Annotated in this window: 16 protein-coding genes, 1 pseudogene and 1 riboswitch; of the genes and pseudogenes, 13 read left to right on the top strand and 4 right to left on the bottom strand. The window is 71.7% G+C overall.

Going from position 1 to position 16,321, the window contains the following annotated elements:
- Positions 1 to 7: 7 nt before the first annotated feature.
- From BI06_RS40945 to BI06_RS40915, 9 genes are all read left to right on the top strand, one after another.
- The gene (locus tag BI06_RS40945) at positions 8 to 1,867 is read left to right on the top strand and encodes a DNA polymerase (RefSeq protein WP_043477116.1); all 1,860 of its coding nucleotides are present in this window, start codon (positions 8 to 10) and stop codon (positions 1,865 to 1,867) included.
- Entirely contained in the window at positions 1,857 to 2,303 is a 447-nt protein-coding gene (locus BI06_RS40940; RefSeq protein ID WP_051742889.1) for an endonuclease domain-containing protein, read from the top strand. Before BI06_RS40945 ends, BI06_RS40940 begins: the two co-directional genes overlap by 11 nt.
- Before the next feature lie 205 nt (positions 2,304 to 2,508).
- Positions 2,509 to 2,859, top strand: coding sequence for a hypothetical protein (locus BI06_RS40935; protein WP_043477113.1), 351 nt, complete (start codon positions 2,509 to 2,511; stop codon positions 2,857 to 2,859).
- A gap of 216 nt (positions 2,860 to 3,075) precedes the next feature.
- Entirely contained in the window at positions 3,076 to 4,131 is a 1,056-nt protein-coding gene (locus tag BI06_RS40930) for a sigma factor (protein ID WP_043477110.1), read from the top strand.
- A 58-nt stretch (positions 4,132 to 4,189) separates the two neighbouring features.
- Complete coding sequence (locus tag BI06_RS51915; protein WP_158516527.1) at positions 4,190 to 4,360, top strand: hypothetical protein; 171 nt, start codon at positions 4,190 to 4,192, stop codon at positions 4,358 to 4,360.
- 20 nt (positions 4,361 to 4,380) lie between these two features.
- Positions 4,381 to 4,686, top strand: coding sequence for a hypothetical protein (locus tag BI06_RS40925; protein ID WP_043477107.1), 306 nt, complete (start codon positions 4,381 to 4,383; stop codon positions 4,684 to 4,686).
- On the top strand, positions 4,683 to 4,853 hold the full coding sequence (locus BI06_RS51910) for a hypothetical protein (RefSeq protein ID WP_158516526.1): 171 nt from the start codon (positions 4,683 to 4,685) through the stop codon (positions 4,851 to 4,853). Before BI06_RS40925 ends, BI06_RS51910 begins: the two co-directional genes overlap by 4 nt.
- The gene (locus BI06_RS40920; protein WP_043477105.1) at positions 4,837 to 5,424 is read left to right on the top strand and encodes a hypothetical protein; all 588 of its coding nucleotides are present in this window, start codon (positions 4,837 to 4,839) and stop codon (positions 5,422 to 5,424) included. Before BI06_RS51910 ends, BI06_RS40920 begins: the two co-directional genes overlap by 17 nt.
- Positions 5,421 to 5,615 carry a hypothetical protein gene (locus BI06_RS40915; protein ID WP_043477103.1) on the top strand — a complete coding sequence of 65 codons (195 nt, stop codon included), beginning with the start codon at positions 5,421 to 5,423 and terminating at the stop codon, positions 5,613 to 5,615. Before BI06_RS40920 ends, BI06_RS40915 begins: the two co-directional genes overlap by 4 nt.
- Positions 5,616 to 5,689: 74 nt before the next feature.
- On the opposite strand, the gene BI06_RS40910 is transcribed toward BI06_RS40915, so the two are convergent.
- Entirely contained in the window at positions 5,690 to 7,291 is a 1,602-nt protein-coding gene (locus tag BI06_RS40910; RefSeq protein WP_043477101.1) for a recombinase family protein, read from the bottom strand.
- Here BI06_RS40910 and BI06_RS40905 point away from each other — a divergent pair.
- A complete protein-coding gene (locus BI06_RS40905) occupies positions 7,290 to 7,709 on the top strand; it encodes a hypothetical protein (RefSeq protein ID WP_199523447.1) in 420 nt (139 codons plus the stop codon). The two genes, BI06_RS40910 and BI06_RS40905, sit on opposite strands and share 2 nt — an antisense overlap.
- Positions 7,710 to 7,739: 30 nt before the next feature.
- On the opposite strand, the gene BI06_RS40900 is transcribed toward BI06_RS40905, so the two are convergent.
- Positions 7,740 to 8,528 (bottom strand): CPBP family intramembrane glutamic endopeptidase, encoded by a 789-nt coding sequence (locus BI06_RS40900; protein ID WP_030397888.1) that lies wholly within the window; start codon positions 8,526 to 8,528, stop codon positions 7,740 to 7,742.
- 126 nt (positions 8,529 to 8,654) lie between these two features.
- Complete coding sequence (locus BI06_RS40895) at positions 8,655 to 10,160, bottom strand: glutamate--cysteine ligase (protein WP_030397889.1); 1,506 nt, start codon at positions 10,158 to 10,160, stop codon at positions 8,655 to 8,657.
- Between the two features lie 362 nt (positions 10,161 to 10,522).
- Here BI06_RS40895 and BI06_RS40890 point away from each other — a divergent pair, with 362 nt between their 5' ends.
- Positions 10,523 to 11,143, top strand: coding sequence for a hypothetical protein (locus BI06_RS40890; protein WP_051742888.1), 621 nt, complete (start codon positions 10,523 to 10,525; stop codon positions 11,141 to 11,143).
- 397 nt (positions 11,144 to 11,540) lie between these two features.
- Positions 11,541 to 11,732, top strand: coding sequence for a DUF5999 family protein (locus tag BI06_RS40885; protein ID WP_030397891.1), 192 nt, complete (start codon positions 11,541 to 11,543; stop codon positions 11,730 to 11,732).
- Between the two features lie 210 nt (positions 11,733 to 11,942).
- Here BI06_RS40885 and gcvP read toward each other — a convergent pair whose 3' ends face one another.
- Positions 11,943 to 14,843: an aminomethyl-transferring glycine dehydrogenase gene (gcvP, locus tag BI06_RS40880; RefSeq protein ID WP_030397892.1), complete on the bottom strand. Its 2,901-nt coding sequence runs from the start codon at positions 14,841 to 14,843 to the stop codon at positions 11,943 to 11,945.
- Between the two features lie 241 nt (positions 14,844 to 15,084).
- A riboswitch (glycine riboswitch) is annotated at positions 15,085 to 15,188 on the bottom strand.
- A 235-nt stretch (positions 15,189 to 15,423) separates the two neighbouring features.
- Here gcvP and BI06_RS48955 point away from each other — a divergent pair.
- A pseudogene (locus BI06_RS48955) lies at positions 15,424 to 15,807 on the top strand (PRC-barrel domain-containing protein); the annotation flags it as partial.
- Between the last annotated feature and the right edge of the window lie 514 nt (positions 15,808 to 16,321).

Genomic DNA, 16,321 nt, shown 5'->3' with positions numbered 1-16,321 from the left:
AGAGCACATGCGGGTACACCCGTACCGACTGGCCCAAGAGCCGGTCGTCATCAAGGTCCCCGAACGAGCGGAGGATCTGCGGGAGTTCCGCACCTGGTGGACCACCCACGCGGCGGCCGGCACCCTGATCGGCTTCGACACCGAGACCACGGGCCTTGCCTGGACCGACCGAATACGCCTCGTCCAGTTCGGCGAAACCCACACGGCGTGGGTGATCCCCGTCGAACTCGGCCGGCCGTTCCGCGAGGCCGCGATCGAGGCCCTGGCCGCGCTGCCCAACCTGGTGGCGCACAACCTGGCGTTCGACGCGCTGAAGGTCGACACCGAGTTCGGTATCCGGCTCGAAGAGCTCTACCCGCGCGCCCGGGACTCCCGGGTGGCCGCCCATCTCCTGGACAGCCGCCACGACTACGAGGGCGGGGTGGGCCTGTCCCTCAAACCGCTCTCCGCTTGGTACGTCGACCCCACCGCGCCCGACACCCAGGGCGACCTGACCCGCGTGTTCAACGGGCTGGGCTTCACCAAGGCGACCGGGTGGGCGGGCATCAGCCTCTCGCACCCCGTCTACGAGTTGTACGCCGGGCTCGACGCCCTACTCGTGGCCCGGCTGCTGCCCAAGCTGCTGGACCGCTACAAGGCCGAGGGGCTGCGTTCGGCGCTGCTGCCCTACGAACACCGGCTCGCGCTGGTGTGCGCGAAGCTCCAGCGCACCGGGATGCTGATCGACCCCGAGTACACCGAGGGCCTGATCGGGCGGCTCGGACGGCAGAAGGAGAAGTTCGCGGCCGTGGCCGCGCGCTTCGGTGTCGACTCGGTGAACTCGCCCGACCAGGTGGCCGGCGCGCTGGCCGGGATGGGCGAACGGCTCACCGAGAAGACGGACAGCGGGGCGCTGTCGGTCGCCAAGGCGGTGCTGCTGCCGATGGCCGACCTTGACCAGGACTGGCAGCGGCTTGGGATGCGCGAGCCCAACGTCCTCGCGGACGCCGTACTGCGGGCGAAGCGCGCGGGCAAGTGGTCCGTGTCCTACGCCGAGGCGATGCTGAACAACCGCGACGCCTTCGACCGCATCCACCCGAAGATCAACCCGCTGGGCGCCCAGACCGGCCGCGCCTCGCACTCCGATCCGGCGATGGCACAGCTCCCCTCCCACGGGTGGGAGATCCGTCGCGCCGTGGTCGCGGAGCGGGGGCACGCCTACTTCTCGGTGGACCAGCAAGCGGTCGAGCTTCGGGTGCTGGCCGCGCTCTCCCAGGAGCCCAGGATGATCCGGGCCATCGCCTCCGGCGCGGACCTGCACGGGTTCGCGGCCACGATGATGTTCGGCGAGGACTACACCAAGGCCCAGCGCACCCTGGCCAAGATCGCCGGATTGGGGACCGCGTACCAGGGCGGGGCCGCGACGCTGGCCAAGCAGACCGGCCAGGGCATCGACGTTATGCGCGACACCCTCCAGCGCTACAGCCGGGCGTTCCCCGGCATCAAGAGGTGGGCCCGCAAGATGCAGCGCCTCGCGCTGGCGGAGCGGTGCACCATGACCACGGTCACCGGCCGCAGGCTTCACCTGGACCGGGACAAGCTCTACAAGTCCGTCGCCTACGCCTGCCAGTCCACCGCCCGCGACACCATGGGGCAGGCGTTGATCCGGATGGACGACCAGGGCCTGACCCCCTACCTCACCATGTGGGTGCACGACGAGGTCGTGGGCACCGCTCCGAAGGAGGAGGCCGCAGACGTCGCCCGCGCGTGCGCCGAGGCCATGAAGATGGACCTGCTGGGCGTGCCGCTGGACACGGACCCCGAGGTGTACGGGCCGAGCTGGGCGGACGGCTACAAGCTGCCGAAGGAGTGGGCCTATGCGGCGTGAGCCGGAGAGCGCGCACACCCAGTTCTGCGAGGTGTGCGACGACGAGAAGCCGCTCGGCCAGTTCGGCAAGCGCAAGCGTTCGCCGAACGGCCGGGCGAACGTCTGCCGGCCATGCGTGAAGGCCGCGAACAACAAGGCCAACCGCGACCCGCAGGTGGTCCGCAAGCGCCGGGACACCTGGCTGCGAAGGGTCTACGGCATCACGCTGAGTGACTACGAGGCCATGGGCCGCCGCCAGCGGTGGCGGTGCGCGATCTGCGGGCAGAAGGCTGTGGCCGGGGACCGCCTGGTCGTGGACCACGACCACGACAGACCCCACGGACAGGCCGTCAGAAGGCTGTTGTGCAGAGGGGAGAACGCCGCCCTCGGTCACTTCGGGGACTCCTCCGCCCGGCTCGACCAAGGGGCGACATACCTACGTGAACACGGCAAGTGAGGCACAAGTCACATTACCTGCACTTTACCTACAAAAGACCAGGTGGCGACCTTGATCGGGACGAAAGACCCTTTTTGGGGTAATCCTGTCGTTTGAGCACCTATAAGACTCTGTTTAGTCTCATTTCACACGCTGCACCAAGGGACGTGCGGCCGGTGACCAGGAGTAATAGATGCGGCGGGGAGGATGGTCCCGGGCTGCTGGCATGCAGTGGCACCTCCGCCGCATCGGCCGCATTCGACGGGAGGTCGCAGAGACCATCACCCCGGCCGAGGCGCTGGCCGTCCGCCGCGCCATGGGCGTCACCAACGGGAGCCGCCTCAGCCTGGAGGCACTGCCCCCGAGGAAGGCCAAACGCGCCCGCGCCAGGAAGGTGCGGGCGATCTTAGCGGGGCTCAACACCCGCCGGATCAGCCTTCCCCCGTCGCGCAGGACCCATTCCCTGCGCGCCATGATTGCGCGCCTGGCCCGCTGCATGGCGCTGTTCTCCCGACGCCTCACCCTCTCCGGGGTACCGGCAGCCTGCCGATACTGCTGGGGACCTTCCGCGGCCTGACCTGACGTCACACCGCTGCCCGCCCCCGCCGTTCGGCTGACCCGAACCGGCAGGGGCTTCTTCATGCCCCGACGCGGCCGCCGAGCCCGCCGGGGCTTCTTCATGCCCTGACGCGGCCGACTCGCCGGCCGCTGGCTTCGCCATGCCCTTTTGCGGCCCGCCGCGCGCCGATGCCGCACGCCCATCCATATGACCTGTACATGCCAAGGAACTTTCATGCCTTCCCCCTGCATCACGCCCGCCCTGATCACCCTCGCCCAGACCCCCAAGCCCCTGAGCGCCCTGACCGGTGTGGGCAAGCTCGACCGGGGCCGCGTCGCCACCGAGGAGATCCTGAACGGGCTCGAAGGCATCGCCCTGTCCGTCTCGCGCAAGCGCGCCCAGCAGATGGAGGGCGACAGTCACCAGGCCGCCCAGGACATCGCCCAGGAGATGCGGCTGAGCTTCTGGCGCGCGATCCACGCATGGGACGTCGACGCCGACAACCGCGCCGAGTTCACCTCTTACGCGTTCCAGCGGGCCAAGCTGGACGGCCTCGCAGCCGCCACCCGCGAGATCGCCCCCGACGCGTCCCGCGACGCCGCAGGCGCGTTCATGGGTGCTCTCATGCGCTCCAAGGGCGACTTCGAGGCGGCGAAGGAGGAACTGGTCAACCACCCGGTCACCAAGCGCCGGTTCTCCGCCGAGCAGGCCGACCTCGCCGCCGCGTCCTTCACCCGGCCCCTGCCGCTGGACAGCGTCCCGGAGAACACGCTCGACGCCTCCACCGCGCAGGACCCTGACCGCCTGGTCGAGTACACCCCGCTCGGCACCGCCCCCCGCACCCGCCGCGTCCACACCGAGGTCCGAGGCGGCCGGGAAGAGGTGGCCTGGACCACCACCGCGGGCTGGTGCACCGACCTCCAGCCCTCCCTGGCCCTCAACCCGATCGCCATCAGCCGAGACGCAGTGCGCTGCAAGGGCGTCCGGGTCACCGGCACCAAGCGCGGCAAGCACGCCACCGGGGCGATCGTCGACCGCGACGCCGAGGCCGAGACGTCCGCCCGCTTCGCCACAGCCGCCCAGGTCAAGGCGGGCGAGCTGCTGGCCACCATGTCCCCGACCGAGGCCGCCATCGCCAGAGCCGCGTTCGGCTTCGACGGCGAGCCCCCGATGCTCACCGACGACGGCCGACTCGACGCCACCGCGATAGCCGAAGCACTCGGCAAGACTCCCGGCACCGTCAAGGCCACCTGGTCCAGGGCCGTGAAGAAGCTGCGGGACGCCTCGTGAGGACCGCTGTTAACCGCCCCGGCTCAACCCTTCCGAACCCCCACGGAAGGAACCTGCGATGAACAACCCGGTCGGCATCTTCCCCCTGCGCGGCGGCGCGACCCTGCACGTCACCCCCGACGGCGGCGATGGCTACCGGCTGGAGATCACTGGCGACGGCGAAACCGTCCGCTACGACGGCGGGCACTCCGCCCGCGAAGTCCAGGCGTTCCTGAACCTGGCCACCTGACCGAGGAAAGAGAGAACACCGTGATCGAGACCACCGAGCACAAGGCCACCCTGACCGTCCGCCACGGCTCTGTTGTCGGCGTGCGCAACGAACGGATGAGCGGCGTACTCGCCCTGTCCGTCGGCGCGCAGACCGGCCGCCCCGCCCGACTCGACGCCGACCAGTGCCGCGAACTGTCCGCCTACCTCGCCCGCCAGGCCAGCGTCCTGGAACGCGAGGCCAAGGTCGAACGCGTCTCCGCCCCCAAGCAGGCGGCCGGCGGGCTCTATGACCGCCCCGCGCCGCCGCCCCTGTTCGGGATCGACTCCCACTGGGAGAAGCCATGACCCGCACCGAGGCCCTGGCCCTCGCCCAGCAGACCGTCACCCAGATGGCCACCAACCAGCGCGGCTACCAAGACCAGCCGCTCGACGCCCGGGTGAGCGCCGTCCTGCGCATCGCCAACTACCTGACCCCGCCCACCGGAGAGAACACCGATGACGACCACCCCTGAGCAGCACACCGTCCACCTGGACGAGCAGCGGTTCCCCTGCAAGTACGACGGGCCCCGCGACTACGCCCGCACCCACGTGGACGGCGAAGGCGACATCGGTCTCCTGGTCAACTCCGGCCAGACCATGGTGTCCATCTACCTGAACCCCGAAGTCGCTGACTCCCTGAGCGACACCCTGGCCCAAGCCGCAGCCCAGTCCCGCGCTACCGCGCTGGAGATCGAGCGCGTACGCCAGGAGGAGGCCGAAGCCGCCCGACGCCTCGGAGAGATGGAGGCCGCCCGCCAGGCCGAGCAGGCCCGCCAGGACGGACACCCCTACCTGGTGGCCGGCGGCTCGACCTCGCCCGTCGCCTTCCCGCAGCCGGTCCTGGCCGACCAGCTCACCGCCCCCCAGCCCGTCTTCGCCGAGCCCCAGCAGCCGGTCACCTTCGCGAACGCGATGCTCCCGCAGAACGACACCACCGCGCAGCGCGAGCGCGCGTTCCTGCGCGCCTCCGAACTCCTCGGTCCGGACTCCGGCGTCGCCTCCAAGATCGCCATGGCGAACTACCTGCTGAAGGGGACGGCATGAGCCTCACCGTGACCCACGCCGTCGTCCACCAGGCCGCCCGCGCCTACGAAGCCCGCACCCCCGGAGGCGAGCGTGTGATCGTCATCGAGACCGAGCACCGCACCCCCGGCCAGATCACCCGAACGGTCGTCCCCCTCCCGGAGCACATCGCACTCGACCTCGCCACCAGCATCGAATCCGTCGGCTGGTGACACCCGTCCCACCCACGCCAAGGCCCCCGGCCGGCACTGTTCGCACAGTGCTGACCGGGGGCCCATTTTGCGTTTCAGGACTCGCCCGCTCCGGGCTTCTCCTCCCACTCCTCCTTCGGCGGCTTCCACCCGCGCGGCTTCTTCCACACGATGCCCAGCCGGTCCGCCTTCAGGCGCGCCCCCGAGTACGGGGCCTTCTTCAAGTACACCCGCTCGATCGCCAGCCGAAGCAACTGCCCACGGAAGTGCTCGTCCGACGTCTCCCACAGCTTCAGACAGCGCTCCGGGTCGATCAGCACCGAGATGTCACCCATCGGCTTGGCGACCGCCTCCCAGTCCTTCCGGGCGCTCTCCACGTCCTCCACCGCCGCCTGGCGCAGCGCGATGAACGTGGCTTCGCCGTCGCGGCCCGGGTAGGCCCCGGCGGCGTTGAGCCGGTCGAGTCGGGCCACGGCCTCCTCCGCCAGCTTGATCTGCCCCCGTGCGTCACTCTCCTTCTCGCTCTCCTCCGGCTGGGACAGCGCCACCCATCCCTCCGCGACAGCCAGCATGACCGGGTCCGAGGGGCTGGTGGTGGTCACCTTCTTGCGCCACTCTTCGGCAAGGACACGCTCCACCGAGGTCCGCATCCCCGACACCGGATCGGGGCAGGTCTTCAGGCCGAGGTTGAGCGGGCCGCACCGGAACGACTGACCGTGGATCGTGGCCGTGTGGCCCTTCTTCGGGTCACGGCCGCCGCCGTCGCACCACATCAGGCCCGACGCGGGCGACCGCTCGGGGGTCTTCTGCTGCTCTTCCACGGTCGGCAGGTTCTTGCGCCGCTCGAACCCGGCCGCGATCCGGCGGTGCTTGTCGAAGATCTCCTGCGGGATGGTCTCCGCCCCCTTGGCGAACACCCGCACCGGCTTCCCCTTGCCGTTCAGGTAGAGGTGGTGGTGCCCCTTCACCGTGAAGACCTGCCATCCGAGGTACACCGGGTTGCGCAAGATCTTGCCGACCGTGTTCGACCGGAACGGCCCGCCCTTGGAGGACCGGTACCCGTCGGCGGTCAGCCCCAGCGCGATCTTCCGGTTGGACGAGCCTTCGGCGGCCTCGTTGTGGATGCGTACGATCACCTCCCAGAACTTACCGGGCTTGAGCTTGCGCTTCTTCGTGACCTTGCACCCGTACGGCGCGCCCGACAGCCACTTGCCCTCCTCCCGCTGCTGGGCCTTCGTGTCGCGGACCTTCTCCGACAGCACCCGGGAGTACTCGCGGGCGTCCTCCGCCTTACCGACGATGCGGGAACGGTCGGCGGGGATGTCCGTGTCCAACCGGTCCAGGTCGAACACGAGGCGCTTGCCCGGCACGTCCAGGATCTTGAGCACGTCGCCAGCACCCTGGCGGGAGTACCGCGAGGAGTCATACACCCAGAGGCAATCCGAGTCACCGTCGAGCAGCGCGTGCACCGCCGCGTCGAACTCCGGACGCGCCACACCCTTCTTGTACGCGGACAGGTTCTCGCGGAAGATACGGCGGATCTCGTACCGGTTGTCCTTCGCCCACGCCCGGCCCTTCACCTCCTGTGCCTTCAGCGACAGGATGTCCCGGGTAGCCGTACCCCGCACCACCTGAGACTTGCGAAGCAGCAGGTCAACGTACCGGGTCGGCTCCGCAACCGATACCTTGCGTGCCATGGTTCCACTCTCCAGTCAGCAGCGCGTGCCCGCACCCCGGAGGTGCAAGGGCGACCCCGCGCTCTGGGAGGAACACGCCAACACCCACATCTCCCCGGCGATCGGCCTGCCCGAGCTGCCCTTCGTCCGCTTCACCGGCTACGTCCCGCAGCCCGGCGACCCGCGCGTCCCGCTGATGGAACTGTTCTCCGCCCGCAAGTGGGCACCCCTGCTGCGCTACGCGGCGGGCCGCCCCTTCGCCTGGATCGACGACGTCATCCCGCCCCGTCTGGTCCGCGGCTCGCTCTGGCGGCGCGACCGGGTGCTGCTGCCGATCGACCCCGGTGAGGGGCTCGAACGGCGCCACGTGGACCGGCTGCTGGCCCGCCCGCCGCGCCCCGGCGCGATGTCCTCGGTCAAGTACCGGGCGGCCGACTGACGCACCCGGCCGGGGCCGTGCCCTCCCCGGTCAGCCGGTGGGCAGCCAGCTCACGTGCCCGGCCAGCAGCGCGTACCCGACGAACGCCACCGTGTCGATCAGCGCGTGCGCCACCACCAGCGGCATCACCCGCCCCCACCGCCGGTACAGCAGGCAGAACACCACACCCATCACGATGTTCCCGACCAGCCCGCCGACCCCCTGGTACAGGTGGTACGAACCGCGCAGCAGCGAGCTCGCCGCCACCGCGGCCGGCCACGTCCAGCCCAGCTGCGTCACCCGGCGCAGCAGGTAGCCGAGGACGACGACCTCCTCCAGGATCGCGTTCTGCCAGGCCGAGAGGACCAGCACCGGGATCCGCCACCAGACGTCGGGCAGCCCGGACGGCGCGACCGTCAGGTTGTAGCCGGCCGCCTGCGAGCCCAGGTAGAGCACCAGCCCGGAACCGCCGATCGCCGCCGCCACGGCCGCGCCACGGCCGAGGTCGCGCAGCTTCTGCCCGAGGTCGAAGCCCAGCACCCGCAGCGACACGTCCTCGCGGACCAGCAGATAGCCGACCAGCACGACCGGCATCAGCCCGCGGCCGATGTAGTAGAGCTGCCAGACCAGGTCGAGCCAGGGGCGGCCGGGCGCGCGCGAGCCGTTCAGGGTGGCCACCTGCTGGCCCAGCTTCAGGGTCTCGGTGAGCGAGCCGGTGAAGCTGATCAGCGCGCCGATCCCGCTCGCCCCGAGCGAGAGGCCGAGGACGGTCAGCAGTTCCACACCGAGCAGCCGACGGGTCGGCTTCGCGGTCTCCGGTGCGGTCGGAACGGTCGTCACGGGGGTGCTCCAGCGCGGACGGCGGCGGGCGGACGGTGCTCCGGCCGCCGGCGGGCGACGACGGCGGACCGGAGCGGTCATCCTGCCACAGCCCGCCGCGCGGGCCCCGGGCGCGGACCGGGAGGCCTACCCCACCGGCCAGGTGTGCACCGGCTCGCCGCCCCGCATGTGCTCCATGTAGCGCCGGGTCATCGCCGCCAGCGCGGACGAGCGGTCCGTCCCGTACTGCTCGCGCAGCCGGTGGAAGGTCGCGCTCTGCCAGGCCGCGCCGTTGGTCCGGCGCAGACAGCGCTGCTCGATGATGCCGAGGTAGCGGTCCCGGTCGGCCGGCTCCACCCCCCACGCGTCCAGCCCCTGGTGGGCCATCGGCAGCAGTTCGTTGAGCACCAGGTCGACGGCGGAGATCGTGGTCGTCCCGCCGCCGCGCCCGGCCCGGCCGGAGCGGGGCCACTGGAACACCGCGTCGATGCCGTACCGGGCCGCCTGCCGGAAGTTCTCGTCGGCCAGCTCGAACGGCAGCCTGGTCCAGATCGGCCGGGACTGCTCGGCCAGCACCCGCACCACGCCGTAGTAGAAGGCGGCGTTGGCGAGCGTGTCGGCCACGGTCGGCCCGGCGGGCAGCGCCCGGTTCTCCACCCGCAGGTGCGGCACGCCGCCGCTGACGTCGTAGACGGGCCGGTTCCACCGGTAGATGGTGCCGTTGTGCAGCCGCATCTCGGCGAGCCGCGGCACCCCGCCGGAGGCCAGCACCTTCGCCGGGTCCTCGTCGTCGCAGATCGGCAGCAGCGCCGGGAAGTACCGCAGGTTCTCCTCGAACAGGTCGTAGGCCGAGTCCACCCAGCGTTCGCCGAACCAGGTGATCGGCCGCACGCCCTGGGCCTTGAGCTCCGCCGAACGGGTGTCGCAGGCCTGCTGGAACAGCACCGGCCGGGTCTCCCGCCACAGCTCCCGGCCGAACAGGAACGGCGAGTTGGCGCCCAGCGCGAGCTGCGGCCCGCAGATCGCCTGGGCGGCGTTCCACACCGAGGAGAACCGCTCCGGGGTCACCTGGAGGTGGAGCTGGAGCGAGGTCGCGGCGGCCTCGGCGACCATCGTGATCGAGTCCAGTTCGAGGCGCTCCACGCCCTCGATGTCCAGGGTGATGTCCTCGCCGCGGGCGGCCAGGATCTGGTCGCTGAGCAGGCTGTACCGCTGGTTGTGGGACATCGCGTCGAGCCCGGTGTGGTCGAGCTCCAGGGTCGGCAGGATGCCGACCATCACGATCCGCGCACCGGCCTCCCCGGCCCTCCGGTCGGCGTAGCGCAGGCCGGTGTCGATCTCCTCGCGGAGCTCCTCGAAGACGTGTCCGCCGAGCCGGTGCGGCGCGATGTTGACCTCGATGTTGAAGCGGCCCAGCTCGGTCTGGAAGTCGGCGGAGCCGATCGAGGTGAGCACCTGCGCGTTGTTCAGCACCGGAAGGCCCTGCTCGTCGGCCAGATTGAGCTCGATCTCCAGGCCCATCACGGCCTTCGGACGGTCGAAGCGGTCCTCGCGGAGCATCCGGCCGAGCGTCTCCAGGCAGGACTGGAGCTTGCGGCGGTACATCTGCCGGTCCGACAGTTCCGCTCGAGTCGCCACGACCTTCTCGCCCATGGTCCCCTCCTCCTGAGCCGGCCGGCCCTCGACCGTGCAAGCATCATGCCCACCCCGAAGATCGATACCCGAACGCGTCGAATGGCTTGCAATGCAAGGGAACTGACGTCGTTTCAGCTCAACTGCCGACTTGCCCGACGCCACCGCCTGTGATAAACAGGTCACCCTGCGCACCTGTTCGAGTAGAATTCGCACTGCGCCACGGCGCGGTCGGCCATCGCCCGAGACCCGAGGACGGCCGCCACGCCGGCACCGCGATCCTGCCCAACCGGACAAGGCCCAGGTCCCGTCACCGCCGACGCACCCGCCATGCCGGTATGCCGCACTCGCACGCCGATCTCGCACGGAGAGGCGACCTTGCCATGACTCTGCAGACCCCCCAGCCCCCGCCCAGTGCCCTGCGCGCGGTGCTCGCCGCGCTCGACTCGGAGACAGCGCTGCGCCAGCCCGCCGCCGCCGCGCTGCGCCGTCCGACCGGGCCGCTCCTCCCCGCGCACCCGCTCGCCGTCCACGTCCTGGACGGGCCGCGGGCCGAACTCGCCGCCGCCCGCCGGACCGGATGGCGCTTCCTGATCAAGGACGGCACCGAGGTCGCGGCCGCGGCCGAGGTGGTTCAGGGGGCCGAGGGCCATACCTTCTCGCACTTCACCGCCGGCCCCTACCTGGACTCGACCGTCAGAGCACTGCGCCAGGCGTGGCAGCTCGCCCAGTCCTCCCGGACCCGCTGCCAGCCGAGGTTGCTGACGTTCCCGGGCCAGTACGCGACGGCGCTGTGGCTGCACAGTCCGGACGGCGGTCCCGGCACCGATCTGCTGATCCCCCTGGCCCCGGCGCCGATGGGGGTCACCGCGCACCGTGCCCACCCGGCCGCCGAACTGCTGCCGGTGCTGGCCCGGGGACCGCTCGCCCGTTCGCCGATCGCCCGCCCGGTACTCCTCGGCACGCCCGTCGATCCGGCGCGGCTCGCCTCCGGGGCGCTCTGACCCGTCGCCGACCTCCGGTCCGGACCCGACCTCCGGACCCGACGTCGGAACCCACCCGATCGGTTCACTCGTCCGGACCCACCCGTCCGGGCCATCCGGCATGGCCCGGACGGGCCGTCGGACCTCTGACCCGTTCGGCATCGATTCCGGCCGCTCACCACCTGAACGGGTGATCTCTGGCCGGGGGTTGTGGCGCGTGTCACCAAATCGCTGCGCGCGGGTCCCGGGATGCCGACACTGGGAACCAGCGTGGAAGGACCTCCTGTCCTACCCACTTGAGCGCCGGTCCACACCTGGCCCGGCGCCGGACAGGATCCGACCGCCGCGGCGGCGCCCGCCGGCCATCCGACGGCACCGCACCACGGGGAGGATCGCGGAGCGAAGCGAGGGTACGCGTATGTGCCAGCACCGTCCTGAGTGTCCGTCGGCCGAGTCCGAGGACCGCGAGGCCGCCTTCACGGTGGCCTGTCACCCGGAACAGGGGTGGAGCCTGCTCTGCAACGGCGTCCTGCTCTTCGAGGACACCGGCGAGCTGCTGCCCGACGGCCGGGTGATCGCCCCGCGCCGTCCGGCCGCCAGCGTGGTCTGAGCCGCCGGGCCGACCCGGGGGCGACGCACCGACCGCGCCCCGGGCAGCACCGGCCGCACCGGCCGCAGCCGCAGCCGCACGGACAGCCGAGCACCACCGGGCACACCAGGGCACCACGGAGCACCACAGGGCAGGGCCCCGGCGGAAGCACCGCCGGGGCCCTGCCACATGCCGTTCCGTGCGCCGTCCGGTCCGGACGGCGCAGCGGGATCAGGCGCCGTACTCGTCCATCGGCGGGCAGGAGCAGACCAGGTTGCGGTCGCCGTACGCGCCGTCGATCCGGCCGACCGGCGGCCAGTACTTGTCCGCCGGGTTCACGCCGGCCGGGAAGACCGCCTCCTGCCGCGAGTAGCCGTGCGCCCAGTCGCCGGCCAGGGTGGCGGCGGTGTGCGGGGCGTTGCGCAGCGGGTTGTCGTCGGCGGCCCACTCGCCCGAGCCGACCTTCTCGATCTCGGCCCGGATCTCGATCATCGCGTCGCAGAACCGGTCGATCTCGTACAGGTCCTCGGACTCGGTCGGCTCGATCATCAGGGTGCCGGCGACCGGGAACGACATGGTCGGCGCGTGGAAGCCGTAGTCGATCAGGCGCTTGGCGATGTCGTCCACCGTCACGCCGGTCTCCTTGGAGAGCGGGCGCAGGTCGATGATGCACTCGTGCGCCACCAGGCCACCGGGGCCGGTGTAGAGCACCGGGAAGTGCGGGGCCAGCCGCTTGGCGATGTAGTTGGCGCTCAGCACCGCGACCTGGGTGGCGCGCTTGAGGCCCTCGCCGCCCATGAGGCGGACGTAGGACCAGGAGATCGGCAGGATGCCCGCCGAGCCCCACGGGGCGGCCGAGATCGGGCCGACACCGGTGGCCGGGCCGGCCTCCGCCTGCAGCGGGTGGTTCGGCAGGTACGGCGCGAGGTGCGCGCGCACCGCGACCGGGCCGACGCCGGGGCCGCCGCCGCCGTGCGGGATGCAGAAGGTCTTGTGCAGGTTCAGGTGCGAGACGTCCGCGCCGAACTTGCCCGGCTTGGCGAGGCCGACCAGGGCGTTGAGGTTGGCGCCGTCGACGTAGACCTGGCCGCCGGCCTCGTGCACCAGGCCGCAGATCTCGGTGATCTGGGTCTCGTACACGCCGTGGGTGGACGGGTAGGTGACCATCAGCACCGACAGGTTGTCGCGGTGCTGCTCGATCTTGGCCTTGAGGTCCTCGACGTCGACGTCACCGTCGACCAGGGTCTTGACCACGACCACCCGCATGCCGGCCATGACCGCGGAGGCGGCGTTGGTGCCGTGCGCGGAGGACGGGATGAGGCAGACGTCGCGCTGGGTGTCGCCGTTGCCGTGGTGGTAGGCGCGGACGGCCAGCAGACCGGCCAGCTCGCCCTGGGACCCGGCGTTCGGCTGGATGGAGACGGCGTCGTAGCCGGTCACCTCGACCAGCTGCTGCTCCAGGCCGCGGATCAGGGTGAGGAAGCCCGCGGCCTGGTCGACCGGCGCGAAGGGGTGCAGCTGGCCGAACTCCGGCCAGGTCACCGACTCCATCTCGGTGGTCGCGTTGAGCTTCATGGTGCAGGAGCCCAGCGGGATCATGCCGCGGTCCAGCGCGTAGTCCCGGTCCGACAGGCGGCGCAGGTAGCGCAGCATGGCGGTCTCGGAGCGGTGGCTGTGGAAGACCGGGTGGGTCAGGTACTCGTCCTCGCGCAGCAGCGCGGCCGGCAGGGTGTCGGCGTCCTCCGCCACCTCGACGGCCTCGACGCCGAACGCGGCCCAGACGCCCGCCAGGTCCTCGCGGGTGGTGGTCTCGTCGGTGGAGACCGAGATCCGGTCCTCGCCGTCCTGGAAGACGTTGATGCCGTTGGCGCGGGCGGCGGCGGCGATCGCGGCGGCGCGGCCCGGGACGACCGCGGTGACGGTGTCGAAGAACTCGCCGTGCAGCAGCTCGACCCCGCCGGCCCGCAGGCCCTGGGCCAGCGCGGCGGCGTAGCGGTGGGTGCGGCGGGCGATGTCGGCCAGGCCGTCGGGGCCGTGGTAGACGGCGTACATCGAGGCCATCACGGCGAGCAGCACCTGGGCGGTGCAGATGTTGCTGGTGGCCTTCTCGCGGCGGATGTGCTGCTCGCGGGTCTGCAGGGCCAGGCGGTAGGCGCGGTTGCCGTGGGTGTCGACGGAGACGCCGACCAGGCGGCCGGGCAGCGAGCGGGCGTAGTCGGCGCGCACCGCGAGGTAGCCGGCGTGCGGGCCGCCGAAGCCCATCGGCACGCCGAAGCGCTGCGAGGTGCCGCAGGCGATGTCGGCGCCGAGCGAGCCCGGGGACTTCAGCAGGGTGAGCGCGAGCAGGTCGGCGGCGACGGCGACGATCGCGCCGAGGCCGTGGGCCTGCTCTATCACCGGGGCGAGGTCGCGGACCGCGCCGGTGGCGCCCGGGTACTGGAGCAGCACACCGAAGACGCCGCGCTCGGCGATCTCGGCCGGGATGCCCTCGGACAGGTCGGCGACGACGACCTCGACACCGGTCGGCACGGCGCGGGTGTTGATCACCGCGACGGTCTGCGGCAGGGTGTCGGCGTCGACCAGGAAGACACCGCCCTTGACCTTGGTGACGCGGCGGGCCAGCGCCATCGCCTCGGCGGCCGCGGTGCCCTCGTCCAGCAGCGAGGAGCCGGAGGTGGGCAGGCCGGTCAGGTCCGCGACCAGGGTCTGGAAGTTGAGCAGCGCCTCCAGGCGGCCCTGCGAGATCTCCGGCTGGTACGGCGTGTAGGCCGTGTACCAGGCCGGGTTCTCCATGACGTTGCGGAGGATCACCGGCGGGGTGAAGGTGCCGTAGTAGCCCAGGCCGATCATCGACCGGAGGACGGAGTTGCGGTCGGCCAGCTGGCGCAGCTCGGCCAGGACCTGGGCCTCGGAGCGGCCGGCGGGCAGGTCCAGCGCGGCGATCGAGCGGATCGCCTCGGGAACGGCGGCGGTGGACAGCTCGTCCAGCGAGCCGTAGCCGACGTGGGCCAGCATCTTCTCCTGCGCAGCGGCGTCGGGGCCGATGTGGCGGTTCTCGAAGGGGCTGGCCTGTTCGAGCTCGGTGAGGGTCGCGGGGGTGGTCGGGCGTCCCGAGTTCGGCTGGGCGTTCATGGTGGTCGAGGCCTCCTGGTCACGGACCGGCGGGGGTGCGCACGCCGGGCTGCCTCGCCGCTGCGGACAACAGCGGAGGACCCGGTCGGACGAACCCGACAGGCCTCCCCCTCTGTCATCGGGACCTGAGAGCTTCGCCCGCGCGGAGGCGCCGTGGGACGCCCCGCCGGCTTGCACCGTCGGTGAGGGTGGGGTCCGCCGGCTCCCTCGCCCGCGTTCCTGCCCTGCTTTCCAGAGTGACCTATCCCGCACGGTACGGATGCCTGAGAGATTCCGGGGAGGAGTTGCTCCTTCGGCGCCCCGACCAGCGGTTTCCACTGCCGGGGACTCTCCCGCGCGGGCTCGGCGGTCGCGCCCAGGGTACCAGCGGGAGGGCCGACGATCACGGGTGCGTCCGGTCACTTCGCCGCCGGGGCCCGCTCGCCCGGCCTGCCCCGGACGGCTCAGCGCCGCGCCCGTCCGGCCCCGCCCCGGTCGCGCGGGTCCGGTTCATGGCTTTTGGTGTGAAGTGGCGGACCGGGCGGGCGGGCCGGCCGTCGTCCTGCGGGAGTTCCGCAGGATCACCGCACTGGAGGAAAGAGTGCAGACCGACATCGACCCCCGGGACCTCATCGGCCACAAGGCGGTCGACCGCAACGGGGACAAGATCGGCACCATCGACGAGGTGTATCTCGACGACGCCACCGGCCGACCCGAATGGGCGGCCGTGCGGACCGGCATCTTCGGCCGGGACGCCTTCGTCCCCCTGACCACGAGCGAGTTCTCCGGCGACGAGCTGAGGGTGCCGTACGACAAGTCCCTGGTGAAGGAATCACCGGACTTCGGCGTCGGCCAGCACCTGTCGCCCGCCCAGGAGCTCCAGCTCTACCGCTACTACGGGCTGGACACCCCGGTGGACGGCCGGCCGTCGGCGGGTGACGGCTCGGGCTCGGAACCGGCCGACCTCGACTTCGGCACCACCGCCGACCGGGGCACGGCAGCCGGCACGGCCGCGGTGGGCGCGGCCGCCGCCAACGCCACGGGCACCACCAACGCCAACGCCACCGGCACCGCCAATGGCATCGGCACGACCAACGGCACGGGCACCGCGCATCCGGCCAAGCCGCTCGGCCTCCACCAGTCCCCCACTCCCGTCCCGAGCCCGGCCGCCGACCTCGGCAAGCCGTCCGACCCCGCCCCGGAGGCCCCCGTGCGGACCCTCGCCACGCCCCTGCCCACCACCACGACACCCTCCGCGCCGCAGCAGGCCGCCGAACCGCGTCCGCACACCCCGGCGGCCCCGTCGGTCGCCCCGGCCGGCGCGGCCGCGACGCCCGCCGCGGGCAGCGCGCAGCCCGAGGGCGGCCCCGCCGCCTCCTCCCCCAGCGGCCCGGTGGAGATCACCTGCCGCGAGGAGCGCCTGGACATCACCACCGAGTGGCATGTGCTGGGCACCGCCAAGCTGCGCAAGTACGTCACCAGCGAGCCGGTGGAGCGGC

Source organism: Kitasatospora sp. MBT66 (assembly GCF_000710405.2).
Lineage (GTDB): Bacteria > Actinomycetota > Actinomycetes > Streptomycetales > Streptomycetaceae > Kitasatospora > Kitasatospora purpeofusca.
Note: the sequence above shows the minus strand (reverse complement) of the source record. Positions and strands in the feature narration are given on the sequence as shown.